General features: G+C 63.4%; 28 protein-coding genes and 1 pseudogene. 15 read left to right on the forward strand and 14 right to left on the reverse strand.

The annotated features are described in order from the left end of the window. Positions 1-24: 24 nt before the first annotated feature. Complete coding sequence (gene lipB, locus Syncc8109_RS08530) at positions 25-723, reverse strand: lipoyl(octanoyl) transferase LipB (RefSeq protein ID WP_006851193.1); 699 nt, start codon at positions 721-723, stop codon at positions 25-27. An 11-nt stretch (positions 724-734) separates the two neighbouring features. On the opposite strand from lipB, the gene hpf reads away from it, so the two are divergent. Genes hpf through Syncc8109_RS08555 form a run of 5 tightly spaced genes read left to right on the forward strand, consistent with a single transcriptional unit; the run spans position 735 to position 5,401 of the window. Beyond that, a complete protein-coding gene (gene hpf / locus Syncc8109_RS08535; RefSeq protein WP_006851649.1) occupies positions 735-1,322 on the forward strand; it encodes a ribosome hibernation-promoting factor, HPF/YfiA family in 588 nt (195 codons plus the stop codon). Between the two features lie 14 nt (positions 1,323-1,336). Continuing rightward, a complete protein-coding gene (locus Syncc8109_RS08540; RefSeq protein WP_006850791.1) occupies positions 1,337-2,017 on the forward strand; it encodes a hypothetical protein in 681 nt (226 codons plus the stop codon). Further along, a complete protein-coding gene (gene recO / locus Syncc8109_RS08545; protein ID WP_006850400.1) occupies positions 2,018-2,791 on the forward strand; it encodes a DNA repair protein RecO in 774 nt (257 codons plus the stop codon). A 28-nt stretch (positions 2,792-2,819) separates the two neighbouring features. Beyond that, complete coding sequence (locus Syncc8109_RS08550; protein WP_006850030.1) at positions 2,820-4,199, forward strand: MFS transporter; 1,380 nt, start codon at positions 2,820-2,822, stop codon at positions 4,197-4,199. Positions 4,200-4,231: 32 nt separating this feature from the next. After that, the gene (locus Syncc8109_RS08555) at positions 4,232-5,401 is read left to right on the forward strand and encodes a glycosyltransferase family 4 protein (RefSeq protein ID WP_025362461.1); all 1,170 of its coding nucleotides are present in this window, start codon (positions 4,232-4,234) and stop codon (positions 5,399-5,401) included. Positions 5,402-5,410: 9 nt separating this feature from the next. Here Syncc8109_RS08555 and Syncc8109_RS08560 read toward each other — a convergent pair whose 3' ends face one another. The 4 genes from Syncc8109_RS08560 to Syncc8109_RS08575 all read right to left on the reverse strand — a co-directional run bounded on the left by Syncc8109_RS08560 (position 5,411) and on the right by Syncc8109_RS08575 (position 7,568). After that, positions 5,411-5,929 (reverse strand): isoprenylcysteine carboxylmethyltransferase family protein, encoded by a 519-nt coding sequence (locus Syncc8109_RS08560; protein WP_006851177.1) that lies wholly within the window; start codon positions 5,927-5,929, stop codon positions 5,411-5,413. Beyond that, a complete protein-coding gene (locus Syncc8109_RS08565) occupies positions 5,930-6,352 on the reverse strand; it encodes a L,D-transpeptidase (RefSeq protein ID WP_369792010.1) in 423 nt (140 codons plus the stop codon). It lies immediately after the preceding gene. A gap of 190 nt (positions 6,353-6,542) precedes the next feature. After that, positions 6,543-6,986, reverse strand: a complete 444-nt coding sequence (locus Syncc8109_RS08570) for a hypothetical protein (RefSeq protein ID WP_006851539.1) — start codon at positions 6,984-6,986, stop codon at positions 6,543-6,545. Positions 6,987-7,007: 21 nt separating this feature from the next. Next, positions 7,008-7,568: an acireductone dioxygenase gene (locus Syncc8109_RS08575; RefSeq protein ID WP_025362462.1), complete on the reverse strand. Its 561-nt coding sequence runs from the start codon at positions 7,566-7,568 to the stop codon at positions 7,008-7,010. A 68-nt stretch (positions 7,569-7,636) separates the two neighbouring features. On the opposite strand from Syncc8109_RS08575, the gene cobI reads away from it, so the two are divergent. After that, positions 7,637-8,347, forward strand: a complete 711-nt coding sequence (cobI, locus tag Syncc8109_RS08580) for a precorrin-2 C(20)-methyltransferase (protein WP_006850474.1) — start codon at positions 7,637-7,639, stop codon at positions 8,345-8,347. Here cobI and proC read toward each other — a convergent pair. From proC to der, 6 genes are all read right to left on the reverse strand, one after another. Next, positions 8,344-9,120, reverse strand: a complete 777-nt coding sequence (proC, locus tag Syncc8109_RS08585) for a pyrroline-5-carboxylate reductase (protein WP_045172974.1) — start codon at positions 9,118-9,120, stop codon at positions 8,344-8,346. The genes cobI and proC overlap by 4 nt on opposite strands. A gap of 44 nt (positions 9,121-9,164) precedes the next feature. Further along, positions 9,165-9,731, reverse strand: a complete 567-nt coding sequence (locus tag Syncc8109_RS08590; RefSeq protein ID WP_006851094.1) for a cell division protein SepF — start codon at positions 9,729-9,731, stop codon at positions 9,165-9,167. 75 nt (positions 9,732-9,806) lie between these two features. After that, entirely contained in the window at positions 9,807-10,469 is a 663-nt protein-coding gene (locus tag Syncc8109_RS08595) for a YggS family pyridoxal phosphate-dependent enzyme (RefSeq protein WP_025362463.1), read from the reverse strand. 4 nt (positions 10,470-10,473) lie between these two features. After that, positions 10,474-10,740: a PipX family protein gene (locus Syncc8109_RS08600; protein ID WP_025362464.1), complete on the reverse strand. Its 267-nt coding sequence runs from the start codon at positions 10,738-10,740 to the stop codon at positions 10,474-10,476. 14 nt (positions 10,741-10,754) lie between these two features. Next, entirely contained in the window at positions 10,755-11,663 is a 909-nt protein-coding gene (locus Syncc8109_RS08605; RefSeq protein WP_006850731.1) for an energy-coupling factor transporter transmembrane protein EcfT, read from the reverse strand. A gap of 3 nt (positions 11,664-11,666) precedes the next feature. Then, positions 11,667-13,034, reverse strand: coding sequence for a ribosome biogenesis GTPase Der (gene der / locus Syncc8109_RS08610; RefSeq protein ID WP_006850153.1), 1,368 nt, complete (start codon positions 13,032-13,034; stop codon positions 11,667-11,669). A gap of 153 nt (positions 13,035-13,187) precedes the next feature. On the opposite strand from der, the gene Syncc8109_RS13175 reads away from it, so the two are divergent. Then, positions 13,188-13,349 carry a L,D-transpeptidase gene (locus tag Syncc8109_RS13175; protein WP_006851178.1) on the forward strand — a complete coding sequence of 54 codons (162 nt, stop codon included), beginning with the start codon at positions 13,188-13,190 and terminating at the stop codon, positions 13,347-13,349. Between the two features lie 28 nt (positions 13,350-13,377). Beyond that, positions 13,378-13,545 (forward strand): L,D-transpeptidase family protein, encoded by a 168-nt coding sequence (locus Syncc8109_RS13180; protein WP_006850255.1) that lies wholly within the window; start codon positions 13,378-13,380, stop codon positions 13,543-13,545. 14 nt (positions 13,546-13,559) lie between these two features. On the opposite strand, the gene Syncc8109_RS08620 is transcribed toward Syncc8109_RS13180, so the two are convergent. Next, positions 13,560-14,027, reverse strand: coding sequence for a DUF1823 family protein (locus Syncc8109_RS08620; RefSeq protein ID WP_006849759.1), 468 nt, complete (start codon positions 14,025-14,027; stop codon positions 13,560-13,562). A gap of 6 nt (positions 14,028-14,033) precedes the next feature. Between Syncc8109_RS08620 and dusB the strand changes: the two genes are divergently transcribed. From dusB to Syncc8109_RS08650, 6 genes are all read left to right on the forward strand, one after another. After that, positions 14,034-15,038, forward strand: a complete 1,005-nt coding sequence (gene dusB / locus Syncc8109_RS08625; RefSeq protein ID WP_006851785.1) for a tRNA dihydrouridine synthase DusB — start codon at positions 14,034-14,036, stop codon at positions 15,036-15,038. A gap of 123 nt (positions 15,039-15,161) precedes the next feature. Then, positions 15,162-16,100, forward strand: coding sequence for a glucose-1-phosphate thymidylyltransferase RfbA (rfbA, locus tag Syncc8109_RS08630; RefSeq protein ID WP_025362465.1), 939 nt, complete (start codon positions 15,162-15,164; stop codon positions 16,098-16,100). Next, entirely contained in the window at positions 16,090-16,680 is a 591-nt protein-coding gene (gene rfbC, locus Syncc8109_RS08635; protein ID WP_006851428.1) for a dTDP-4-dehydrorhamnose 3,5-epimerase, read from the forward strand. The genes rfbA and rfbC overlap by 11 nt, the downstream gene beginning before the upstream one ends. Beyond that, positions 16,677-17,561 (forward strand): dTDP-4-dehydrorhamnose reductase, encoded by an 885-nt coding sequence (rfbD, locus tag Syncc8109_RS08640; protein ID WP_006850613.1) that lies wholly within the window; start codon positions 16,677-16,679, stop codon positions 17,559-17,561. The genes rfbC and rfbD overlap by 4 nt, the downstream gene beginning before the upstream one ends. Before the next feature lie 57 nt (positions 17,562-17,618). Then, the gene (rfbB, locus tag Syncc8109_RS08645; protein ID WP_006851869.1) at positions 17,619-18,743 is read left to right on the forward strand and encodes a dTDP-glucose 4,6-dehydratase; all 1,125 of its coding nucleotides are present in this window, start codon (positions 17,619-17,621) and stop codon (positions 18,741-18,743) included. 95 nt (positions 18,744-18,838) lie between these two features. Beyond that, positions 18,839-20,236, forward strand: a complete 1,398-nt coding sequence (locus tag Syncc8109_RS08650) for a class II fumarate hydratase (protein ID WP_025362466.1) — start codon at positions 18,839-18,841, stop codon at positions 20,234-20,236. Positions 20,237-20,238: 2 nt separating this feature from the next. Here the strand turns inward: Syncc8109_RS08650 and Syncc8109_RS08655 are convergent. Then, positions 20,239-22,900 (reverse strand): annotated as a pseudogene (locus Syncc8109_RS08655) (DEAD/DEAH box helicase). Positions 22,901-23,258: 358 nt separating this feature from the next. On the opposite strand from Syncc8109_RS08655, the gene Syncc8109_RS08660 reads away from it, so the two are divergent. Further along, positions 23,259-23,489, forward strand: coding sequence for a hypothetical protein (locus Syncc8109_RS08660; RefSeq protein ID WP_006850229.1), 231 nt, complete (start codon positions 23,259-23,261; stop codon positions 23,487-23,489). 9 nt (positions 23,490-23,498) lie between these two features. On the opposite strand, the gene Syncc8109_RS08665 is transcribed toward Syncc8109_RS08660, so the two are convergent. Next, positions 23,499-24,419, reverse strand: a complete 921-nt coding sequence (locus Syncc8109_RS08665; protein WP_025362467.1) for a bile acid:sodium symporter family protein — start codon at positions 24,417-24,419, stop codon at positions 23,499-23,501. Positions 24,420-24,432 lie beyond the last annotated feature (13 nt).

The raw sequence follows: 24,432 nt of genomic DNA on the forward strand, positions 1-24,432 counted from the left end.
GGCAGGGGTTCAAACAGCTCATGTCTATCTCGCTTCCTCCTCCCAGACCAGACCGAAACGATGGGCCAGGGCTTGCCGAAGCAACGGCTGCACTTCAGCCGACGTCAGTCCTGGCAACCAGTCCGCAAGCCGCCCGACCTCACGACCGGTGAGCCCACAGGGGGTGACCAGCTCAAACCCCTGCATCGAGCAATCAACGTTCAGGGCCAGGCCGTGCTGGGTGATCCAGCGGCGACAGCCCACACCGATGGCGGCTACCTTGCGGTTTTCCAACCAGAGGCCGGTCAACCCCGGCAGACGCTGACCCTCCAGGCCCAACTCCGCCAAAACGTCCAGAACAACTTGTTCCAGCTGGCGCAGATACCAGTGCAAATCGGGCGTGCGGCGCTGAAGGTCCAACACCGGGTAGACCACCAGTTGGCCGGGCAGGTGATGAGTCACCTCCCCGCCCCGATCGATCCGGTACAAGGGTGCCGGTGGCTCTGCAGGATCGAAATGCAGGTGCTCCTCGCTGGCACCACGACCGAGGGTGTAGCAGGTCTGGTGCTGCAGGATCCAGATCGCCTCCGGGGCCGATGGATCAGCCAGCAGACTGCTCTGCCAGCGCTGTTGCGCCAGCCAGGCGGCATCGAATCGAACCGGATCACCGGGCTCGAAAAGAAATGCACGCTGGGGGTGGGCCGAATCGTGCGCCGGATCTAGCTTGCCGATAACAACCGGCACAGGAGCGAGGCATGAAGTTGCTGATCCATGGTCGCAACCTCGAGATCACGCCGTCGTTGAGGGATTACACCCAAACCAAGTTAGAGCGGGCCACATCGCACTTCGGTGATGCTGTACGCGAGGCCGACGTCCATCTCTCCGTGGCCCGCAATCCCCGTGTGCCCCAGCAGACCGCCGAGGTGACGGTCTTTGCCAACGGCACGGTGATCCGCGCCCAGGAACGCAGTGAAAACCTATACGCCAGCATCGATCTGGCCGCCGGGAAACTGGCCCGCCAACTGCGCCGCTGGAAAGAACGCCACAGCGATCACCACCACAGCCACGGCCACAGCGCCAGCCACACCCCCAGCACGGATGTGGTCAACGATGCATCTCCCGTTGAATCCTCCCTTCTGCAAGGGCGTGAGGCGGAACTGCCGGATCCGGGAGTTCGACGCAAATATTTCGCCATGCCGCCCATGGGCCTGGAGGATGCACGCCGCCAACTGGATCTGATCGACCACGACTTTTACCTGTTCCGGGAGAAGGAGAGCGATCAGCTGCAGGTGATCTACCGACGCAACCACGGGGGGTATGGGGTGATTCAGGCTCGTGAGTGACCTCCCGGCCCGCCATGGCTGATCCAGCCCAAGAGCTCCCCGACCTACCCCCACGGCTTGATCAGGCGATCCTCGACCCTCTGCTGACCCGGGACCAGCTTCAAGCCCTCTGTGATTCCGGAATACAGGAGAGCGTGCGGGCCATCTGCACAACACCGCGTCAGCTGCCGCTGCTGCGGGAACGCATCGGGACCACCGACGCAGGCCCCAGCCTGGTGGCGGCCATCGGCTTTCCCTTCGGAGCCATTCCCGCTGAGCTCAAGCTGGCGGAAGCGGAGTGGTGTGCTGCCCATGGCGCCCAGGAGCTCGATGTCGTGCCCGATTTCAGCGCTTTAGCCCATGGCGATTCAGGCGCGTTTGCCGAGGAACTCGCCGCCCTCTGCGAGCTGGGGCTTCCCGTGCGGGCCGTCCTGGACATGGCCCGTCTGGAGAGCGAACAGCTGGAACTGGCCGTGGAGGCCGCCATTGATGCTGGCGCAGCGGGACTGCAGACCAGCAACGGCTTTGGCCCGGCCTGCCATGCCGATCAGATCCTTGCGTTGAAACAGCTGATCCGCAAACGCTGCGCCATCAAGGCAGCCGGGGGCATTCATAGCCTCAGCCATGCGGGGGAGCTTTTGTTGGCGGGGGCCGATCTGCTGGGCACCAGTAGCGCGCCGGCTCTTCTGCAGGCCCAGCGCCGCCCCGCGGCCTGAATGGCAGAACGACGCCTCACCGGACTCGCCCTCAAGGTGGGCCCCCTCGGCGAACACGACCGCCTACTGAGCCTGCTCAGTGATGCGGAGGGCGTGAGTCGCTTCGCCGTTCCCGGAGCACGCCGACCCAAGAGCAGTCTGGCCGCCGCGGCCCCCCTCACCCTGCTGGAACTGCAGGTGGGAGGACGCAGCGGCCTGGCCCGGGTGCGACAACTGCGGGTTCTACGCAGTTTTTCCGGCCTCGGGCAACAGCTGGAAACACTGGCTGCGGCGCAGGCGCTGTGTGATCTATGCCTTCAACTGGCGGCCCAAGACCCCGTGGACGGGCTACTGGACACGATGCAGCTGCACCTGGAGCGCCTGGAGGAGCACCGAGCCGACCCGGAACTGGTGCTGGCCGGCACGGTCCAGGCCTGCATCCATCTGCTCACACTTGGCGGTTATGGACTGCCGTTGCAGACCTGCTGCATCACGAGCGATCCCCTGGAGCCACCACTGGGGCAGTGGGACTGGCGCTGCAGCCTGCTGCCGCAGGACGGCTTTGCGATCGATGAGCAGCCAGGGGCAGCGATTCAGCTGAATCCCTCCGAACTGGCCCTGCTCCAGCGACTGACCCGGGCCGAACTGCCCCGTCGCCGGGACGGTGAGCTGATGGGCCCCCCAGCCGTGTGGCGCCGGCTGCTGCGGGTAGTTGAGATCTGGAGCCGGACGCATCTGAACCGACCCAGCAAAGCCCTGGCCATGCTGCGAGAGACGCTACTAGCAGGGGCGTGAGCCATCATGGCCGCGATGCAATTACCCCTTGAGCGGACCGAGCCTCACCACCCCTGAACCCGCTCTGCCCACCGGCAGCAACCCGGAGGGAAAGCGTGGCTTGGAAGCCGTGCTGCGCCTCAAGGACTTCCGCAAACTCTGGCTGGGCCAGATCTTTTCCCAGCTGGCGGACAAGTTCTACATCGTGCTGATGGTCTTCCTGATCGATCAGCACCTGCTGCTGAAGGGGCAGGGAAGCGGCGTGCTGGCGGAGATGGCCTCGGATTACGGCCTCGACATCAGCACACGCACCCAGGTGATCACCCTGCTGGCCACTGGCATCTTTGTGGCCAACACCATCCCGGCCATGCTGCTGGGAACGGTGGCTGGGGTCTGGGCTGACCGCTGGCCCAAGCGTCGGGTGATGGTGGCCAGCAATGCCATCCGAGCCCTGTTGGTGGTGTTCGCACCGCTCTGTCTGCTGCCGGGGCCCGTCTTGCTTGGTCTGCCCTGGGGCTACTGGGGGCTGGTGGGCATGACCTTCCTGGAGTCGATCCTGACCCAGTTTTTCGCCCCCTCTGAACAGGCCACGATTCCTGTGGTTGTGCCGGGAGATCACCTGTTGGCGGCCAACTCCCTCTACCAAGCCACCAGCATGGGAGCGACGATCCTGGGCTTCGCGCTGGGGGAACCGATTCTTCGCGCCCTGCACAGCAGCCTGGCGATCATCGGCATTGATGGCGGCGAGTTTCTGCTGCTTCCGCTCTGTTACGGCCTTGCGGCCCTCAGCCTGTCGCGCCTGAAGCTGCAGGAAGCCCCCAAGCCTCCCTCCAATACATCTGTGTGGACGGAGATCGGCGAAGGATTACAGGTGCTGCGCCGGGTGCCGTTGGTGCGTGGCGCCATGATTCATCTGGTGCTGCTCTACAGCCTGTTGGCAGCGCTTTACGTGTTGGCGCTCCAGCTGGCTGCCTTGATCGAGAACCTGGGCGCCTCAGGCTTTGGTGCCCTCCTGGCAATGAGTGGGCTAGGCATGGCGATCGGAGCCGTGGTGATCGCCCAGCTGGGCCATCGGTTCAGCCGCCGCCGGCTCACGGCAGCAGGGCTGGGAACCATCACCTGGACCCTGGTGCTGCTCAGCCAGCTGCGGGGATCCCTGGCCTTCACCCTGAGCCTCTGCGGAATCCTGGGCATCGGAGCAGCTCTGGTGGCGATCCCAGCGCAGACCACGATTCAGGAAGAAACCCCCGAAACCGAGCGCGGCAGGGTGTTCGGACTGCAGAACAACCTGATCAACATTGCCCTGAGTCTGCCGCTGGTGCTGGCGGGCACCTTGGTGAGCAGCATTGGTCTTCAACCGGTGCTGTGGCTGCTGGCGGGGTTGGCACTGGTGGCGGCGTTGATCGAACGGCCGTGGCAACGCTGCTAACTTGCCTTTTCGCCTGAGGAGGCCCAACCCGCTTGGCGCAGATTGCGTGGCTCGGAAAGAAGTCTCCCTTCTGCGGGAATGTGTCCTACGGGATCAGCACCACGGATGCCCTGCGCAAACGCGGGCATCAGGTGCACTTCATCCATTTCGATAACCCGCGCAGCCCAGAGCGCGACAACACATCGCTGCTGGCCAACGACCCGGACGTCAGCCTGCCTTATCTGGTCAAATCGCAGGTCTACACGATCCCTTCCCCTGGGGCGCAGCGGGAGCTGAGGGAGTCCCTGGAGCGTCTGCAGCCCGATCTCGTGCACGCCAGCCTCACCCTTTCACCCCTGGATTTCCGCCTACCGGAGCTCTGTCAGCAGCTGGGAGTGCCCCTAGTGGCCACCTTTCATCCCCCCTTCGATGCAGGCCTGCGCAACCTGACGGCCGGCACCCAACAGCTCACGTACCAGCTGTATGCACCGGCCCTGGCCCGCTACGACCGGGTGATCGTGTTTTCACAGCTTCAGGCGGACTTTCTCGAGCGCCTGGGCGTTCCAGCCGATCGTCTGACGGTGATTCCCAATGGTGTGGACACCGACCGCTGGTGCCCCACCAGCCCCGGCACCCTTTCGCTGATGCATCAGCAGTTGCGGCAACGGCTGGGACGAGAGCGGATTTTTCTCTACATGGGGCGCCTGGCAACGGAGAAGAACGTTGAAGCCCTGCTGCGGGCCTGGCGGCTGGTTTCACCGGAAGGCTGCCGGTTGGTGATCGTCGGCGACGGGCCACTGCGCAACAGCCTGATGAACCAGTTCAACGACGATCGAATCCTCTGGTGGGGCCACGAGCCGGACCTGGACACCCGGGTTGCTCTGCTCCAGTGCGCTGAGGTCTTCATCCTTCCGAGCCTTGTGGAGGGCCTGTCGCTGGCCTTACTGGAGGCGATGGCCAGCGGAACAGCCTGCGTGGCCACCGATGCCGGTGCCGATGGCGAGGTGCTGGAGCGAGGGGCGGGAATCGTGCTGAGCACCCAGGGCGTGACCACCCAGTTGCGCACGCTGCTGCCGGTGCTCAGGGACCAGCCGGTACTGACCGCGGAACTGGGCCGCAAAGCCCGACTCCGCGCCTTGGAGCGCTACACGATTTCCAGCAACATCGACGCCCTCGAACAGCTCTATGCCGACCTGATGCAGACCAGCACGGTCGCCGCCTGAGCCAAGCAATCAGCGCCAGTCCAAGCCAGGAACCCAGCTCATTATCGCCGGGGTGACTGCGGCGTATTGGCTGTAATCCGGATGCAGCGCCCGCAACCCCTGCTCCTCGAAGCGGGCTTTGCCCCGCAGCACAGACGCCAGGCTGATCAACAGCAACAGATGCAGCGGGCTGCCTGTGGCCAGCACCACTCCTGCGGAACACAGCAATACCGCCTGGTACAAGGGATGCCGGCAGATGGCATAGGAGCCTGTGGCGATCAACTGATTCGCCGGCTTGGGAGCCGGCAGCGGCGAAAGGCTGGCCCCGAGACAGCGAAACGCCTCAAGGGCCCTAAACAGGCCAAAAGCCAACAGCAGCAGGCCCAGCCCTAACAATGGTTTGGGCCAAATCGCCACACCGAAGCTGGCGGGCGCTGGCCAGACCGGCAGCAGATGGGCCGTGATCAGAAGCAGCTGGGCCAGCAGCCACCACTCACCCCGGCGGTTGTCCAACCAGCCGCCCCAACTGAAGCCCCAATCGGAGAACATTCACTCGCTGACCGCCAATGTTCGGACGTTAGGGCGCTGCACCAGACCCGCCAGGGTCTGCATGTCGTCCCAGCGAATCAAGCCCACACAGCCGAGCGTACCGCTGTTGGCATTGCGGTTGGCACTGGGGTCGAGATGAATGCCCAGATGGCCTCGACCCGTGGGGAACTGCGGTTCAATCCCAATCCAAATCGGCCCGAGCTCCCGCGGACCCGCGGGACCCAGGGGCTCCACCGGCCCAAGGAAATAGCGACCGGCGGGGAGCGGCGCGCGGGTGCCGGAGCGATGGCGATCGGCGTTCTGACGGTGGGCCCGACCGCTGACGGCATCGAAGTGCTGCACGGGCTGACCTGGGGTTTCTAGACGCAGACTCCAGATGAGATCGCCCGTGCGCGGGAGCGATCGCGTGGTGCGGTTCAGCACTAAGACCGACTCATTGGCGGAGGTAGAGATGGATGGCTACGTGGTGGGGAGCCTGGAGGCAGAGGCCAGATCCCTCTCAGCGGCAGAAGAGGGCACGACCAACAGCGCCAACAGCTTTAACGCGAGAAAAGATCGAACGACCACAGCAGCCAGGCAAACAGGCCGGAACCCTATGGGCGGTTTTATTCGCTTAGGAAATAAAAGCCAGCGCTCTCCCCGTCCCATTCTGAGACCCAGCTCGAGAAAAGGTTCGGAGTTCGTTTTCGGCCAGCCGCAGCGCTTCAGCCTCCTTGACTGGAGCCAGGGCGCACCTGTCATCCAGCAGGCGCTGCAGGCGCGGGCTGACGGCGACAACCAGGGGATTAGTCAGCACGCGCCGGCTGATGCCCAACTCCTCGAGCGAAATCGCCAGGGTTTGGCTGGCCTGGCTGCGCGGAAGACGCCCCTTCTCCACCTGGCAGTTGCTGCTGGCCTTGGCCATGGCGGCATAGCCGCGAATGCGGCGGGCCAGCACCACCACCACAACCCGGCGCTGAACCTCGGGTGCAAAGGGAGCATCCTCGGCCGCAACAGAGATGGGTGTTGCCATGGGCAGACCCAGCAGAACCGCAGCAAAGGTGCGGAGGAGACGCATCAAAGTGTCTGGAACGCCCCCTCAGTCAAGCCTGGGAAATAGCTGGGCGATGCTGCTACCGGTGTACTGCGCCACCCATCCCTCGGGGTTGTTGAACCAACGCACAGCACAGAACTGAGGCTGAGACCCCATGTCAAACCAATGACGGGTCCCTGCCGGGACCCGCATCAGGTCGCCCCGTTCGCACAGCACGCTGAGCACCTCGGAACCAATGTGCAGCACAAACAAGCCGCACCCTTCAACAAAAAAGCGCACTTCGTCTTCGGCGTGGGTGTGCTCCTCAAGGAACTTGCGGCGCAGAGGCTCACGATCAGGGTGATCCGGCGTCATCCGAATCGCGTCGACCGTCTCGTAACCACCATCGCGTTGAACCCGGGCAATGGCATCGGCATAGGCCTGGAGGATGGTGGCCTGGTCGGCCCCCTCCGGCAGACCCTGCTCCGCCTGCCATTGCTCAAAGCCGATGCCCCGGCGGCTGAGCTCCGCCTGAATCACTGCCGGATCATCGCTCTCAAGCGCAGGCATGGGCCCATTCAGAGCATGGGCTGCGCTTTCGTCTGGAAAGATGCTGAGACGACTCATCGTCTGGACCCCGGGCGCATCGACTGCTGACCATCATCGATCCCACCACGACTGGGGGTCTCACACTGGTGGGGGTCGGCCCGGGCGATCCTTCCCTGCTCACCCTGGCCGCCGTTGAAGCCATCCGCCGAGCAGAGGTGGTGGCCTACCCGGTCGGACGACCGGGAGCCGACAGCATGGCCGCAAAAATCGCCGCGGCCTGGATCCGCAGCGACCATCAGCGCCTGCCCTTGTTGTTCCCAATGGTGGAAGCCGCCGAACCGCGTCGCACCGCCTGGGGCGCGGCGGCGCAGGAGCTGCAGCAATCCATCCGTTCTGGCCAGCAGGTGGCACTGCTGTGTGAGGGAGATGCGTCTCTGTTTGCGAGCTGCAGCTACGTGCTGCTGGCCCTTCGTCAGGCGTGGCCCGACTGTCCCGTCAGCGTGATTCCCGGCATCACCGCCTGCTCGGCAGCCGCGGCTGCGGGCCTCTGGCCCCTCGCTCTGCAGCAGGACCAACTGCTGTTGCGCCCTTGCCCCGACACGCCTGAGGAGCTGGGGCGGGTGCTGGACACCGCCGAGGCAACGGGGCAAGTTCTGGCCCTGCTGAAGCTGGGTCGGCGCTGGAGTTGGGTGCAACCCCTGCTGAAGCAGAGAGGCCTGCTGCAACAAGCACTGTTTGCCGAGCGGGTCGGCTGGCCCGACCAGCAGATCTGTTGCGCGGATGCAGTGGCAGCCGACCCCCGCCCCTACTTCTCGCTGCTGCTGATCCGGCAGGGATGGCCAGAGGTGCTGCCCTAGGACAGCTCTCGGCTGCGTTCCGCAGCAGCGACTACCGCTTCGATCAAGGCGGAGCGCAGGCCAATGCGTTCCAGCGCGCGGACGCCGGCGATGGTGGTGCCCCCCGGTGAGGTGACCATGTCCTTGAGCTGGGCTGGGTGCAGATCGCGACGGTCCAGCAGCTCAGCCGTTCCAGCCAGGGTGCGGTGGCTCAGCCGCAGGGCCAGGTCCCTGGGAAGACCGGCTGCAACAGCCCCATCGGCCATAGCTTCCGCCACCAGGGCCACAAAGGCAGGGCCCGACGAGGTGAGGGCCAGGAAAGCATCTAGCTTTGCTTCCGCCAATTCCAGAACTTCGCCCACATCGGCGAAGAGCTGCCGCACCTGATCCCGTTGCCCTTGGTCGATCCCCTCCCCCCAGGCCAGCGCTGTCAAACCAGCTCCCACCAGCGCAGGGGTGTTAGGCACCGCCCGAACACAGCGATGGCCGGGAAACAAATGCTGCAACCGCGCCAGAGACACCCCCGCCAACACTGAGATCAGCAGCGGTTGACCCACAACAGGTCCAGCAGCTGCAGCAACAGCATCGAGTTGCTGCGGCTTCACCGCGAGCAGCTGGATCGGAGCCGTCCAGACCTGCTGAGCGGAAGGATCATCAGCGGCAACCAAACCGATGCCAGCCGGAAGGCCCCCACGTCGTTGCTCAAGCGAGCCAGATCCTCCGACCACTGCCAACAGCTGATCGACAGGAATCCGTCCACGCTCTAAGAGAGGAACCACAATGGCCTGAGCCATGCGACCCAGGCCGATCACACCGAAAGCGGGCTGCACTGTGGGCTTCAGAGAGCGGCTGCCCCCCAGGCGGGCGAGGGTGCGCTGGCGGATTCGTCGACATCCGCCACATCGGCCTCACGGCTCACCACCGTTGGAGCCGAGGCTTCGTCTTGACCGGTGTTGGTTACGGTGACGCAGCTGGGGGCGAACAGGAAGATGCTCTCGCCGACGCGCTCCTGGTGTCCATCGATCGCGAAGGTGCCACCAGCGACGAAATCAACAGCACGCTGGGCCTGGTCGGGCTCCATCATCGTGAGGTTGAGGATCACGGTCTTGCGCTCCCGAAGCGCCTGAATGGCCCGAGGCATTTCATCAAAGCTGCGAGGTTCCATCACATTCACCTCGGACACAGCATTGCTGATACCGGGCATGCCGATCACGTTGGATCCATGCAGATCACCACCCAGCTCAAACGGGTTGGAGTCTCCAATGGTGGCCAGTGCACCACCGTCAGCCTGCAGGGCGCGCTGGTCCTGGTCATCTTGCTCGTCGTCGTAGGCGAAATCATCCAATTCGCCATCGAGATAGTCATCGCCAGCGACGACGGCACGGAGACGGGAGATCAGCGACACCTTGGGATTCCTCTCGATCTGAATGTGGTTCGAAAACCATGTACCTGGATACCGTTTTCGCTGCGGCGGGGCAAGTCAATTCGCAGCGTCTGTTGACACCAATCTCGGACCGAACAGTACCGAACCGATCCTGAGCCAGGTGCTGCCCGCTTCAGCAGCCTCTTTCCAGTCCGTGCTCATCCCCATCGAGCACTCCGCCAAGGCCAGCCGATCCGCCAGGGCACGGCAGTCGGAAAACAACTCCTTGCGCTGCCCTATGGCCATGTCTAGCGGCGCCATGGTCATCAGACCCGAGATCCGCAACCCCGGCAGAGCCTGCAGGTCGGACCAAATGGCACCGAGTTCACCGGCCGACAAGCCCCCTTTGCTGGGATCGGGATGGAGTTTCACCTGCAGCAGAACTTCAGGCTGACGGCCCTCCTCCACGGCGATGCGCGACACCCGTTCAGCCAGCGCCAGGGAATCCACCGAGTGAATGACGTCGAAGGCCTTCACCACCGGCCGCACCTTGTTGCTTTGCAGGCGACCGATGAAATGCCAGCGCAAGTTCAGATCGATCAGCTCCTCCTGCTTCGGCAGAGCCTCCTGAACGCGGCTTTCCCCGAAATCACACTGACCAAGCTCCGCCACGCAACGCACGGACGCTGCTGGATGCCCTTTGCTGACGGCCAAAAGCCTGGATGAAGAGGGGCGGGCTGCCTGGAGCGCCTGCCAACGCGCCGCGAAGGAATCGGTCAAGGGTTCAGATGAACGTCTGATCGAACAGCTGACTCCAGGACTCCAGGTCGTCCGAGCCATCACGACGGCAACGGCCCAGATGCACCTCAGCGTGGTGACGCGCATCCCCGTAGGGAATCACCTCGAACTGGGCGCCACGGGGCTGCAGGGTGACCAGGAAGAACATGCGCTGGGCATACAACGTGGCGTAGACGTCACGGCCCTCACCTGCCGGCGCCACCCGATAGAGCATCCCGAAGGTGGGGTGATTCAGATAACGCTCGGACGCCATGCCGTGATCGGAGGTCATAGAGCACCGTACTGACCGCGCAGCCCAATCACCAACACAAGAACGATCATCGCCAGGCCATTCAGCAGGGGAGCAGCCCGATCGGGAGGCATGCGGAAGTACGACGGACCGAGAATTCGACCCCCACGGGCGACCAGAGCATCGGCCCCCTGCTCAGCCCTGAGAAGGATGTTGGCCAGCAGCCGCTCTCCAACGGCCAGCACCAGGCCGAAACCGGCCTTGAAGCCCAGCTGGCGCAGGTTGACGGCACGGCTGGCGAGAGAGCGCAGCAGATTCTGGAGCTCCTCCTGCACTAGAGGCAGAAAGCGAAGTGCCAGCAGCAATTGAAACCCCAGCCGCTCCACGGGACATCCCAGCCACTTCAATGGCGCCAGGCACCAGCTGAGGGCCCAGACCAGATCCTCAGGCAGAGTCGTAATCAGCATCAGATTGACGCTGTGAATCACGGTGAAGATCAAGGTCGACGTTCGCAGCCCCAGCAGCGCTGAGGCCCGATCCACCACCAGCGGCCCCAGCTGGAGACCACCCAACTGCAGGGGGCCGAGGCGCAACAGATCCCAGGAGGGTCCTTCGGTCTCGAGCCCTGGAAGCTCGGCCGGATTGCGCAGCGGGAAAGCCGCAGGGGGATCCACAGCCGGCAAGAACATCGACAGGAGACCCACCACAACGGCCAAGGCCGTCAGGAGCAGAACAGACCTCCACCAAAGCGAACGAGCCAGTCCACTGCCGAGGGTGATCAGCACCAGAGCCACCACCAGGCCAACGCGCCAAAGGGGCCCCGCCAGAACAGGCGTAAGCAGAAAGACAAGGGACCAGGCCAGCTTCAGGCGAGGGTCCAAGCGCCGGAGCCAACCCGTGGAGCCATCGACGTATTGACCTATGGGGACCTGGCGCAACCAGTCCATGGCTCAGCCTTTACGACTCTGCTGACGGGCCAAGTCGCGTTCGGCATCGCGCTGCTGCTTGCCGCGCCAGAACAGACGCAGCGGGCTGCCATCGAAACCGAGGCCCTCGCGGATCTGACGCTCCACATAGCGCCGGTAGGTCTCTCCGAACAATTTGGGGTCGTTGACGAACAGGGTGAAGCTGGGAGGCCGGCTGGCCACCTGGGTGCCGTAATACAACTTTCCTTGGCGTCCACCGCGAGTGGTGGGTGGACTGCGCCAGCTCAGCGCTTCCTTGAGCACCTCGTTCACAACGGACGTACTGACGCGGCGACGGTGCTGCTCAACCGCCAGGGCGGCCAAGGCAAAGATGCTCTCCACGCGCTGGCCGGTGAGCGCCGAGGTGAACAGCATCGGAGCCCAGTCGAGGAAATAGAGCTTGGAGCGCAGCTCCTTTTCCATCGCCGTCATGGTGTGGCTGTCTTTTTCCACCGCGTCCCACTTGTTGACGACCACCACGCAGGCACGGCCGTCCTCTTCAATGCGGCCAGCCAGGCGCTGATCCTGCTCGGTCACCCCATCGAGGGCATCGATCACCAGAACACATACATCACTGCGCTCAATGGCCTTGAAACTCCTGTTGATGCCGAAGAATTCCGGGCCGTAGTTGACGCTGCGTCGCCGCCGGATGCCCGCCGTGTCCACCAGGCGCCAGGGACGATTCTCACGAATGATGCTGGTGTCAATCGTGTCGCGGGTAGTGCCGCGGATTGGACTGACAATCGCCCGCTGCTCTCCGCAAATGGCATTCAGCAGACTTGATTTCCCGACATTCGGCCGTCCGATGATGGCCATCTGAATCGGCTCCTCCTCGTCACCCTCCTGATCCTTCGGGGAGAAAAAGGTGAGGACCTGATCCAGCAGTTCTCCGGTGCCGGCGCCGTGGATGGCAGAGATCGGATGGGGTTCACCCAGGCCAAGGCTCCAGAATTCGCCGGCCATCGCCAGGCCCTGTTCCGGCGACTCGCACTTGTTCACCGCCAGAAGCGTGGGACAGCGGTGACTACGTAGAAATTCCGCGATGGACTCGTCAGCGGCCGTGAGCCCCTGCTGACCGTCCACAATCACCAAAGCCACACTGGCTTCCTCGAGCGCAAGAGCCGCCTGCTCCCGGATCTCCGGCAGGAACTCACTGTCGTCGTCGAACACCAGTCCACCGGTGTCGACGACCTTGAATTCCCGATCGCCCCAGTAGCCGTCCTGGTAGGTGCGATCACGCGTCACGCCAGGCTGATCGTGAACGATGGCTTCCCGGCTGCGGCACAGCCGATTCACCAAGGTCGACTTACCGACATTGGGGCGTCCGATGATTGCGACGACAGGACGCGCCAAGCTTCTGCACAGGCCAATCTTTCACCCTACAGAGATGCCATGAAGCCCACATGGAACCAAATTTCTTTCGGAGCGAGACCAATGAGTCTTAACTGAGACGGCCAGGGTGGGTTCAACTGTTCCCTCGCCATACTCGAGCTCGTCGCCAGCCTTGTGGTCGACCTCTCCGACCAACGCCTGACCGTTTACAACAGCGATCAGGAGGTGGTTCGCGTGATTCCGGTCAGCACCGGCAAAGCCTCAACGCCAACACCGATCCTTAACAGCAAGATTTATACGACGTACCGATCCACCACGGTGTATGAACGCACCTAGACCTTTCCCGAGGTGCCGTTCACGATTTGTGAGCGCGAACGAGGCCATCTGCCTCCACGCCACCCCCTGGCAGGAGAACACAGGGAAACCCTTCGGCGTGCCCCGCAGCCATGGGTGTGTGCGCATGCCGATGAAACACGCTCGTTGGCTGTTCCACAACACCCCGAAAGGCACACCCATCACGATGCAGGCCTGAGTTAGGCCACCGGATCACTTCACCGGCAGATCGCCGGGGTGCCCCTGCACCGGATCGGCAGGAGGGGGAAGATCAGGTCCCAGGGGTCCCAGTTCCGGTAGGGGCTCACCTTGCTGAGCCAGCCACGCCAACAGCCAGTTCACGGCTGTGGCCCGTCGGGTGCGGCGGGGGTACAACTCACCGATGCGGTACCCCGCGAAGTTGAGCTGTAGCTTCAGCAGCTGTTTGTATTGCTTGGGGACCGAGCGGGTCAAACGAACCGACGCCGGACGCTCCGCGATCAGCTCGGGAGCCTGAGGGAAGGCGTCGGCCCATTCGGAGGGTGTGTCGGGACCGGCGCACCACTGCGGTTCAGCAGGCTGATAGCCCAGACGTTCCCAGATCCTTTCGCATACAAAGCGATCGCTGCAGCGGTCCTCGAGGATCTGCAACAGCAACGAACGACTGAGCGGCCAGAGCATGTCGGTTGCGTTGTGCAGCATGGACCCATGATTGCTTCATCCCCTCTGCAGCTTCCTGGCAATGGAACCGCGCGTCAGCTGCGCTGCCGCGTGCTGCAGTCGCCGCTGGCAGGGGTGAGCGATCGGATCTTTCGCGGTCTGGTTCGACGTTGGGCGCCCGACGCGCTGTTGTTCACCGAAATGGTGAATGCCACCAGCCTCGAGATGGGGCATGGGCTCTGCAAGGTGGAGTCGCTCGCCGAGGAATCCGGCCCCATCGGCGTGCAACTGTTCGACCATCGCCCCCAGGCCATGGCTGATGCTGCGCGACGGGCTGAAGCCAGTGGGGCCTTCCTGATCGACATCAACATGGGCTGCCCTGTGCGCAAGATTGCCCGCAAAGGGGGTGGTTCCGGCTTGATCCGTAATCCCGAGCTGGCCATCCAGATCGTGGAAGCGGTAGCAGATGCAGTGGCCGTGCCCGTCACGGTGAAGACACGCCTGGGTTGGTGTGGCAGTGATGCCGATCCCGTGCACTGGTGCCAACAGCTGGAACAAGCCGGTGCACAACTGCTCACACTGCATGGACGCACCCGCGAACAGGGCTTCAAGGGCGCTGCGGACTGGAGCGCGATTACCGAAGTTCGAGAAGCCCTCACGATCCCCCTGATCGCGAACGGCGACATCAACAGCCCCGACGATGCCCTTCGCTGCCTGAAGCAAACAAGCGCAGCGGGAGTGATGGTGGGCCGAGGCACGATGGGAGCACCATGGCTGGTGGGACAGATCGACGCAGCCCTTGCAGGTCGTGCAATCCCCACCACACCCAACCCGTCAGCACGGCTTGCACTGGCCCGCGATCAACTGGACGGTCTGGTGGAGGATCGCGGCGACCATGGTCTGCTGATCGCCCGCAAACATATGGGCTGGACCTGTACGGGCTTCCCCGGTGCCTCGCGACTGCGGCATGCCCTCATGCGAGCCCCCACGCCCGCCCAGGCCAGGCAGCTGCTGACGCAGCAGATCGAGGCCCTTGCCGCGTCCGCCGCATGACAACTACAGACAACTCCAGATGAGGAGTGATCTGTTGCAACGGCTTTGCGATCGCCTCAAATGAAGTGATCGCAAGGGGTCTCATGCTGTAATAGCGCCGACTTCACGCCGGTGAGCCAGCCGATGAGCACCGCCTCCAAGCGACGGGGAATCATCCTGGCTGGCGGGAGCGGCACGCGGCTGCATCCGATCACCCAGGCCGTCAGCAAACAGCTGCTGCCGGTTTACGACAAGCCGATGATTTATTACCCGCTCAGCACCCTGATGCTGGCCGGGATCCGTGAAGTGCTGATCATCACGACCCCTCACGACCGGGAGTCCTTCCAGCGCTTGCTCGGTGATGGCAGCCGCTGGGGTATGACGATCAAGTACGCCGTGCAACCGAGCCCGGACGGTTTGGCCCAGGCATTTCTGATTGGTGCCGACTTCCTGGCGGGCCACCCCGCTGCCCTGGTTCTGGGAGACAACCTTTTTCACGGGCATGATCTGGTGCCCCAATTGGTGCACAGCAACGAGCAGGCACAGGGGGCAACGGTCTTTGCCTATCCCGTCAGTGATCCCGAGCGTTACGGAGTCGCCGAGTTCGATGCTGAGGGCCGTGTGCTGAGCCTGGAGGAAAAACCCCAACAGCCCAAGAGCCGGTATGCCGTTACGGGGTTGTACTTCTACGACGACAGCGTCGTGGAACGGGCCCGCCGGGTGAAGCCCTCAGCGCGTGGCGAGCTGGAGATCACCGATCTCAATCAGATGTACCTGGATGAAGGGCTCCTGCGGGTGGAGCTGATGGGCCGAGGCATGGCCTGGCTCGACACCGGCACCTGCGACTCCCTCAACGATGCCGGCAGCTACATCCGCACGCTCGAACATCGTCAGGGGCTGAAGGTGGGATGCCCGGAGGAGGTGGCCTGGCGCCAGGGCTGGATCACGGCGGAACAACTCGATCAACTGGCGCAGCCTCTGAAAAAGAGTGGTTACGGCTCCTATCTCCTCCAGATGCTTGAGGAGAGCGTGAGCGATCACGCAGCCCTGCAAACCAGCCTGAAGGTGAGCCATGCAGCTTGAACAACTCAAAACATCGTCCGGCCTGGTGCTTCAGGGCCCCCTGCTGATAACGCCCCAGGCCTTTGGCGATGACCGTGGCTGGTTCTACGAAAGCTGGAACCAACGCAAGTTCGATGAAGCGGTGGGCGAATCGGTGCTGTTCTCGCAAGACAACCATTCGCGTTCGGTCCAGGGGGTGCTCCGAGGACTGCACTATCAGCTCGCACCGGAACCCCAGGCCAAGCTGGTGCGGGCCACGGTCGGGGTGATCTACGACGTCGCCGTTGACATCCGACGCCACTCACCAACCTTTGGCACCTGGGTCGGCGTCGAACTGAGTGCCGATAACAAATGCCAGCTTTGGATTCCTGAGGGCTTCGCCCACGGCTTTCTAACCCTCAGCGATGTTGCTGAGGTGCAATACAAGGCACGAGGGTTCTGGAACAAATCCTGTGAACGGGCCATCCTCTGGAATGATCCAGATCTGGCCATTGCCTGGCCCATCGATCAGCTGCAGGGCGCTGAGGTGAGCCTCTCGGGCAAAGATGCCGAAGCAGCAGGGTTCAAAGTCGCTGAAGCCGCCGGAGACGTTTTCCCATGAAGGTGCTCCTCACCGGAGCTGGCGGTCAGCTGGGCCAGGCTCTGATCGCTTCCGCCCCTGAGGGAATCGAACTTGTGGCCACCAGCCGTCAGCAGCTTGACTTGGCAGACACTGAAGCCTGCCGCGGCGCCGTGCAAGAGCACCAACCCGACTGGGTGCTCAACGCCGGTGCTTACACAGCGGTGGACAAGGCCGAGTCGGAGCCCGAGCTGGCCCACGCCGTAAATGCCGGAGCACCAGAAGCCTTTGCCCGCGCGCTTGATCAACAAGGGGGACGCCTGCTCCAGATCAGCACCGACTTCGTCTTCAACGGAACCCAGGGAACGCCGTATCAACCCGAGCAGGCCCGCAACCCTCTCGGTGTTTACGGCGCCAGCAAAGCTGCTGGAGAAGCCGCCGTCCAAACGATTTTTGGAGCCGGAGGCCGGGGCCTGATCCTGCGCACCAGCTGGGTGATCGGGCCCGTGGGCAGAAACTTTGCACTCACCATGCTCCGGCTGCACCGCGAACGGGATCAACTGGGTGTTGTCGCCGATCAGGTGGGCTGTCCCACCAGCACCCTCAACCTTGCTCAAGCCTGCTGGCAAACCCTTCGGATCGCTGGTGACCGGGAATTGCCAGCCGTCATGCACTGGAGTGATGCCGGCGCCTCCAGCTGGTACGACGTGGCGGTGGCCGTGGGCCAAATCGGTGCTGACTTGGGGCTCATCGACACGCCCGCAGCCGTTCAACCGATCACAACAGCGGACTACCCGACGCCTGCTGAACGGCCGGCCTATTCCCTTCTTGACTGCACCTCCACCCGAGCCGCCCTGGACCTCAATGGCGAGCACTGGCAGCAAGCACTGAAGAACGTGTTGCAGCAAGCCAGAACACCATGAAGGGCGACTGAGTTCAACACCCCAACCCCAAACAACGCCCAACCCACGCTCTCACCAATGGTTTCGTCCATGCCTTCCGCCTCCGACCTGTTGGGAAATCGCTGCAGAGTTCTGGTCACCGGAGGTGCCGGCTTCATTGGAGGCGCCGTCATACGCAGGCTGTTGCAGGAGACCACAGTCACCGTCTTCAACCTCGACAAGATGGGCTATGCCAGCGACCTTTCCTCGATTGAGGAGGTGCTGAACCAGCTGGGGGGCGCGGCGAACGATCGGCACAGGCTGCAGAAGGTGGATCTGACCAATGCAGCAGCCGTTGAGGCTGCGGTGCAGGAGGCCGACCCCGATCTGGTGATGCACCTGGCAGCGGAAAGCCACGTGGATCGATCCATCTGCGGCCCCGGCGTGTTCATCGAGAGCAATGTCAACGGCACCTACAACCTCCTGCAGGCGGTGCGGAGCCACTACGAGGGCTTGAGCGGTGAACGCCGGGATGCCTTCCGGATGCACCACATCAGCACCGACGAAGTCTTTGGGTCCCTGGGCCCCGAGGGACGCTTCTCAGAGACAACGCCCTACGACCCCCGCAGCCCCTACTCCGCCAGCAAGGCGGCCAGTGATCACCTCGTTCAGGCCTGGCACCACACCTTTGGGCTTCCTGTGGTGCTCACCAACTGTTCAAACAATTACGGCCCCTGGCAGTTCCCGGAAAAACTTATCCCCGTGGTCACCTTGAAGGCCGCTGGAGGTGAGTCGATTCCTCTCTACGGCGATGGGCTGAATGTGCGGGATTGGTTGTACGTGGAAGACCATGTCGATGCATTGCTTCTGGCGGCCTGCAAAGGAGCCTCGGGCCGCAGTTACTGCGTTGGCGGCCATGGTGAGCGCACCAACAAGGAGGTTGTTCACGCCATCTGCCAACAGTTGGATTTAAGTCGTCCTGCATCGGCTCCCCACGCCGACTTGATCACGCCGGTGACAGACCGTCCTGGCCACGACCGCCGCTACGCGATTGACCCAGGCCGCATCAGTTCCGAGCTGGGCTGGAGGCCTCGCCACAATGTGGAAGAGGGTCTAGCGGAGACCGTGCACTGGTACCTGTCTCATCAGGAATGGTGCAGCAAGGTGCGCGAGCGGGCGGGATATGACGGCAGCAGATTGGGCATTGAAACGGTGAAGCAATAAGAGACAACACCGGACCGTTGATGCGGATCGACGCCACGACCAACGGACAATGATCACGGATGATCGATGCAACGCCCGATCGCGCCGAGAATCCGATGACGCAGCCGTTCAGGATTGAAACCGACAGCCTGGGGGGCATTGAGGTGTCGTCGGAAGCGCTCTGGGGAGCCCAGACCCAGCGCTCACTTCAGAACTTCGCCATCAGCGACGAACGGATCCCGCTCGAGATCATTCAGGCCCTGGCCTGGATCAAGCGCTCCTGCGCCTCGGTGAACGGCCAGCATGCGCTTCTGAGTCCTCAACAGGTTGAGCTGATCTGCACGGCCGCCGATGCCATTGCCGCTGGCCAGCACAACGATCAGTTCCCGCTGCGGGTCTGGCAGACCGGAAGCGGGACCCAGACCAACATGAACATCAACGAGGTGATCAGCAATCTGGCGTCTCAGGCTTCAGGCACCGCCCTCGGCAGCCACAGCCCAGTGCACCCGAATGACCACGTCAATCGGTCGCAATCCACCAATGATGTTTTTCCCGCAGCGATTCACGTCGCCGCGGCCAAGCACCTGAAGGACGGGCTGCTGCCGGCGCTCGATGCCCTGGTGCAGGCCTTGGATACCAAAGCCCAGGCCTGGATGCCCATCGTCAAGATTGGCCGCACCCATCTGCAGGATGCGGTGCCCCTGCGTCTAGGCGATGAAGTGGGCGCCTGGCGAGATCAACTCAAACAAGCCCAGGCATGGCTGGAGGACTGTCTGGTCAGCCTCGGCGATCTTCCCCTGGGGGGCACCGCAGTCGGCACGGGGTTGAACACGCCGACGGGCTTCCGTCATGCCGTTGCGGAAGAGCTGAGCCGGGTCGCTGGCATCAAGGTCCGTCCCGCTGACAACCTCTTCGCCGTGATGGCCGGCCATGATGCCCTCGTCCAAGCGATGGGCCAACTTCGCCTGCTGGCGGTGGCCCTGCTCCGGATCGCCAACGACGTGCGGCTGCTTGGATGTGGCCCCCGGGCGGGTCTGGGCGAGTTGCGGCTGCCCGCCAACGAACCCGGCAGCTCGATCATGCCAGGGAAAATCAATCCCACCCAGTGCGAAGCTATGGCCATGGTCTGCACCCAGGTGATCGGTCTCGATGGCGCCGTGGCAGCCGCTGGCGCAGGCGGCCATCTGCAGATGAATGTCTACAAGCCCTTGATCGGCTTCAACCTGCTGCAGTCAATCCGCATGCTCAAAGACGCCATGACCAGCTTCCGCCAGAACCTGGTGGAGGGTTTGGAGCCGGATCGGGAGCAGATTCAGCGGTTCGTGGATCGCTCCTTGATGCTGGTCACCTCCTTGACCCCGAGGATTGGTTACGAGAAGGCCAGTGCCATCGCTCAGCATGCCCACCATCAGGGGTTGACGCTGAAGGATGCTGCCTTGGAGCTCGGCCACATCAGCGAAGCCGACTTTGATCAACAGGTGAATCCCGGCGCCATGGCCGCTCCGGACGCCTGAACTCAGGCGGCCCGCTCCGTTGCCGGGTTGAGCGCAGCGGAGGCTGGCACCAGATCCTCGGCTTCAGCCACGGGGAAACGGTTGATCGCTTTCAGAGCCTGACGCGCATGGCTGCGCAGTTGCTCGCTGATCGCTTCGCAGTAGGGCACCTGGGCCAGAAGATCCACGGTGCGGCGCATGATGCGCACCACATCACCCTCATCCAGGGACGTGTTGGCGATCAGATCGCTCCAGGACGTTCCCCGCGCCCAGGCATCCACAAGGCCCATGAGCTCGGGTTCCCACCAGGCCGGCACCACCACACCGGCGCGGGCCTGGGCCCGCAGCAGCTCGCGACGCAGACCCGAAAGATCCTGCAGGGCTTCCTCAGCCGCCGCAGGCGGTGGGAAGCCACTCCACAGGTCGGGGCGGTTGACCTCGGTGCTGATCGCCTCGAACACCGCTGCCAGGTCGGGGGGGGGAGAGGTCATCGAGATGGCCACTCATCAGCGCCAGCCCCAGCCAGAGTTCGTTGTCGCCCCGCAAGGCAGCAACGGTGCGGCCGATCTCCGTGGGATCCAGCTCATCGAGGCATCCGAAGTGCTGCAGGATCTCCATCAAGGCCAGGAAGGTCTCCCAGTGACGGTTGGCCCGCTGATGCAACAGCTGCTGCCGTTCAGCGATCTCCAGCTCCAGATCTTCCATGCGCCGGCGGTGCTTCTTCAGCTGTTTGCGATCTCCCCAGCGATGGGCCGGATGCTGCTCCTGCTCCTGCTCCAGACCCCGCACCAGCCGGGCCTGGGTCAACACCTCCCCAGCCAGGTCATATTGCGGGGTGGTCATGTCGTGGCGCCGGGCCATATGGGCCACGGCTAAAGCCAAACCACCACTGGCCTGATCGCCATGACGCAACTCACCGGATCGGGACAGCTCCGGGATATCCAGCCCATCCACCTGCAGACAACTGAGCTCCGCATGGATGCTCACCACGGCCTGACAGGGCAGCAAAATCCAGACGTTTTCATCGGTCAGGCAGAGCAGCAGCGGGAACTGACCGGGCCCCTTCACCTTCTCAACAATTACCGCGGGCGCGACGCGACCCCGCAGCTGCGGCGATTTGAGGCTGACCAGGGTGCCGGTGCTGGCGAACTGCAGGGCCATCGTCAGCTCATTGGCCAGCGTCTCCTCGGCCTGCTGTTGAAGGATGCGGAGCAAGCGCCGCTCTTCGCGGAGCCGCCCACGCATTTTTTCGTAGTCCTCAAAGTCTTCCCAAGGGATGTCGCCGGCGACGCCCTCCAGCTGGCTGAGTTGCAACCGCAGCTGGGACAGGTTCTCCTCGTCCTCCACAAGGTCAAGCCCCGCCAGGTAGCGGCCAAAACTGCGCTCCACCAGCTCCCTGGCCTTGGCCAGATCGTGGCGCTGCAGCAGGTTGAGAACCATGCCGTAGCTGGGGGTGAACTGGCTCACCAGGGGGTCGGCTGGACTTGTCGCCAGCTGACCAGCTTCACGCACACCTTCGAACCGGCTTTGCACCGTCACGACGTAGCCCTGAGAGTCGAGGCCCCGCCGGCCGGCCCGGCCGGCCATCTGGAGGAACTCACTGCCCATCAGCGGGCGATGCCCCCGCTCGGTGCGCTTGGAGAGGGCCGCAATAACCGTGCTGCGGGCCGGCATGTTGATGCCCGCCGCCAGGGTCTCCGTGGCAAAGACCACCTTCACCAACCCCTGCTGGAAGAGCTCTTCGATCAACTCCTTCCAGGCGGGCAGAACACCGGCGTGGTGGGCAGCGATGCCCCGAAGCAGCGCATCAGCGTGAATTCCATCCCGAACGGCCTCGGGGTTGTCGTGGCTGTAGGCGGTTAGGCGCTCCTTGATCCGCGCCTGCTCCTCCTGGGTCACCAGGCACTGCACCCCCAGGTCCCGCACCGCCTTGTCACAACTGCGCCGGCTGAAGATGAAATAGATGGCCGGGAGCATCTGCCGCTCCGCCATCTGAGCCACAACAAAACTGATCGGTGGTGGCTCGGGTTGAGGCGGCCTCTGGGAACGCCCTTTGCGCTTGTGCCCCTTGGGCGCGCGCCAGACCTTGCAGTTGGGATGAAGACCCGTACCGGCTTCGTTCAGCAGTGGATGCAACCCCTTGGCACTGCAGAAGCTGAACTGCAGTGGCACCGGCCGGTGGTCACTCATCACCAACGTTGTCGGACCATGAACCTTCTCGATCCAGTCGGTCAGCTGCCCGGCATTGGCCACGGTCGCGGAGAGCGCCACCAGCTGCACCGTGGGTGGGCAGTGAATGATCGACTCCTCCCAGACCGTGCCGCGCTGGGAGTCGTTCATGTAGTGGCACTCGTCGAGCACCACTGCTTCCACATCAGCCAGGGGATCGTCGTGCTCATCCGCCTCGGCGTAGAGCATGTTGCGGAAGATCTCCGTGGTCATCACCACGATGGAGGCCTCGCGATTCACACTGAGGTCACCGGTCATCAAACCCACGTTCTCCGCACCAAACTGATCGCGGAAATCGCGCAGTTTCTGGTTGGAGAGAGCCTTCAGAGGTGTGGTGTAGAAGACCTTCTGGCCGTGGGCCAGGGCACGATGAATGGCGTATTCACCGATCAGGGTTTTGCCGGATCCTGTGGGGGCACTGACCACGACCGAATGTCCCTGGTTGAGAGCATCCATGGCCTCCAGCTGGAAATCATCCAGCGGGAAGGGAAAAATTTCTGAGGGATTCAGTGGGACACTGCGATCGACATCGGGCTCTGATCGGGGGGTGGCCGGTGTCGATTGGTTCATCGAATGATCTTAAGGAGCCTGGCTGATCTCTCTTTTCAAACAAGCGATAAGCCGCGCCAATGCAATCAATCAGATATGCAGACCTCCTTTGACGAAACCTAGCAACATCATAAAAAATAATGAAGAGAATGCTTCGAGCTTTGGTGAAACCACCGGAGCTTTTTTTTTGCCTGCCTCCGCTGCGGCGAAGGGTGACAGGGGCACTGCGCCAGTGCCATGACAGAGGGGATTGGGGCCACCGCCTGTGACCAGCACTCAGCTCACCAAGCCGCGGCCGGCTGAAGACACCCTGATCGATGCCCTGAGGGGCTGCCGCGACGTGAAGGAGCTCAAGGCCCTCGAACAACGCCTGGCATCCACCACCGATGCGCCACCGCTGTTCACTTGGATCTGCGATCTGCTCGTGGCACGACGCATCTCCCGTGGCCTCGCCGCCCGCCTGCTGTTCGAACTCCACGACGGGGGCTCGACCTAGGGCGACAGGCTATAGCGAGCGGCGCCTCCAGACGGCGGCAAGGGCACTACCGATCAGGCAGTGAATCACCGCAGAGATGGCACCCGGCAACGCCGTGAGGGGACTGGCGAACCCACCATTGCGGGCGAGCACCACAGCCAGTCCTGAGTTCTGCATGCCCACCTCGATGCTGATGGTCCGCTGGGCCTGCACGCTCTGCCCCGCCAGCCGGGGAATCAGCCAGCCGAGCAGGAAGCCGCCGCCATGCAGCAGCAGGCAAGCCAGGATGAGCACGGCCCCCTGCTGACGCAGCAAAGCCGTCTGGCTGCCCACGATGCTGGAGACGATCATCACGATGGCCATCACCGCCAGGGGAGGCATCACCGGCTCAATCCGCTGGGCCACACCGGGCAGACCACGCTTGAGCACCACCCCAACGGTGACCGGCAGCAACACCACCTGAAGCACGGCCAGGAACAGGGCCCAACCGTCCACCGGCACGTACTGGCTGGCCAACACCTGCGTGAGACGCGGGGTCAACACCACCGCCGCCAGGGTGCTGATCGAGGTCATGACCACCGACAGCGCCACATCGCCACGGCCGATCAGAGCCACAACATTGCTGGCGGTCCCCCCAGGGCAGCAGCCGACCAGAATCAAGCCCACCGCAAGCGGGGCAGGCAGATGAAGAGCCGCCGCGATCACAGCGGCAAGGGCCGGCATCACGAGGAACTGCACCAGCACCCCCAGCAGCATGGCGCGGGGGCGTCGACCAACCCTCACGAAATCAGCGGGTGTCAACCCGACGCCCATGCCGAGCATGATCACGCCGAGTCCAAGGGCGATCAGTGGCCCCTTGAACCAGATGAACAGCGGGGGATGCAGCAAGGCCAGCAGCGCTCCCAGCAACGTCCAAAGCGGAAAGAACAGAGTGAAACGCTCCCAGGTCATGACGATCAGAGGA

This window comes from Synechococcus sp. WH 8109 (assembly GCF_000161795.2).
Lineage (GTDB): Bacteria > Cyanobacteriota > Cyanobacteriia > PCC-6307 > Cyanobiaceae > Parasynechococcus.

Coding starts and splice junctions, on each gene's coding strand:
- Syncc8109_RS08570 (WP_006851539.1), bottom strand. CDS start 6,986: ATGCGTCTCCTCCGCACCTTTGCTGCGGTTCTGCTGGGTCTGCCCATG.
- Syncc8109_RS08650 (WP_025362466.1), top strand. CDS start 18,839: ATGACGCAGCCGTTCAGGATTGAAACCGACAGCCTGGGGGGCATTGAG.
- Syncc8109_RS08665 (WP_025362467.1), bottom strand. CDS start 24,419: ATGACCTGGGAGCGTTTCACTCTGTTCTTTCCGCTTTGGACGTTGCTG.
- rfbD (WP_006850613.1), top strand. CDS start 16,677: ATGAAGGTGCTCCTCACCGGAGCTGGCGGTCAGCTGGGCCAGGCTCTG.
- Syncc8109_RS08560 (WP_006851177.1), bottom strand. CDS start 5,929: ATGTTCTCCGATTGGGGCTTCAGTTGGGGCGGCTGGTTGGACAACCGC.
- Syncc8109_RS08575 (WP_025362462.1), bottom strand. CDS start 7,568: ATGAGTCGTCTCAGCATCTTTCCAGACGAAAGCGCAGCCCATGCTCTG.
- dusB (WP_006851785.1), top strand. CDS start 14,034: ATGATTGCTTCATCCCCTCTGCAGCTTCCTGGCAATGGAACCGCGCGT.
- Syncc8109_RS08600 (WP_025362464.1), bottom strand. CDS start 10,740: ATGGCGTCCGAGCGTTATCTGAATCACCCCACCTTCGGGATGCTCTAT.
- proC (WP_045172974.1), bottom strand. CDS start 9,120: ATGGCTCAGGCCATTGTGGTTCCTCTCTTAGAGCGTGGACGGATTCCT.
- Syncc8109_RS08620 (WP_006849759.1), bottom strand. CDS start 14,027: ATGCTGCACAACGCAACCGACATGCTCTGGCCGCTCAGTCGTTCGTTG.
- rfbB (WP_006851869.1), top strand. CDS start 17,619: ATGGTTTCGTCCATGCCTTCCGCCTCCGACCTGTTGGGAAATCGCTGC.
- hpf (WP_006851649.1), top strand. CDS start 735: ATGAAGTTGCTGATCCATGGTCGCAACCTCGAGATCACGCCGTCGTTG.
- rfbC (WP_006851428.1), top strand. CDS start 16,090: ATGCAGCTTGAACAACTCAAAACATCGTCCGGCCTGGTGCTTCAGGGC.
- Syncc8109_RS08540 (WP_006850791.1), top strand. CDS start 1,337: ATGGCTGATCCAGCCCAAGAGCTCCCCGACCTACCCCCACGGCTTGAT.
- Syncc8109_RS08605 (WP_006850731.1), bottom strand. CDS start 11,663: ATGGACTGGTTGCGCCAGGTCCCCATAGGTCAATACGTCGATGGCTCC.
- rfbA (WP_025362465.1), top strand. CDS start 15,162: ATGAGCACCGCCTCCAAGCGACGGGGAATCATCCTGGCTGGCGGGAGC.
- recO (WP_006850400.1), top strand. CDS start 2,018: ATGGCAGAACGACGCCTCACCGGACTCGCCCTCAAGGTGGGCCCCCTC.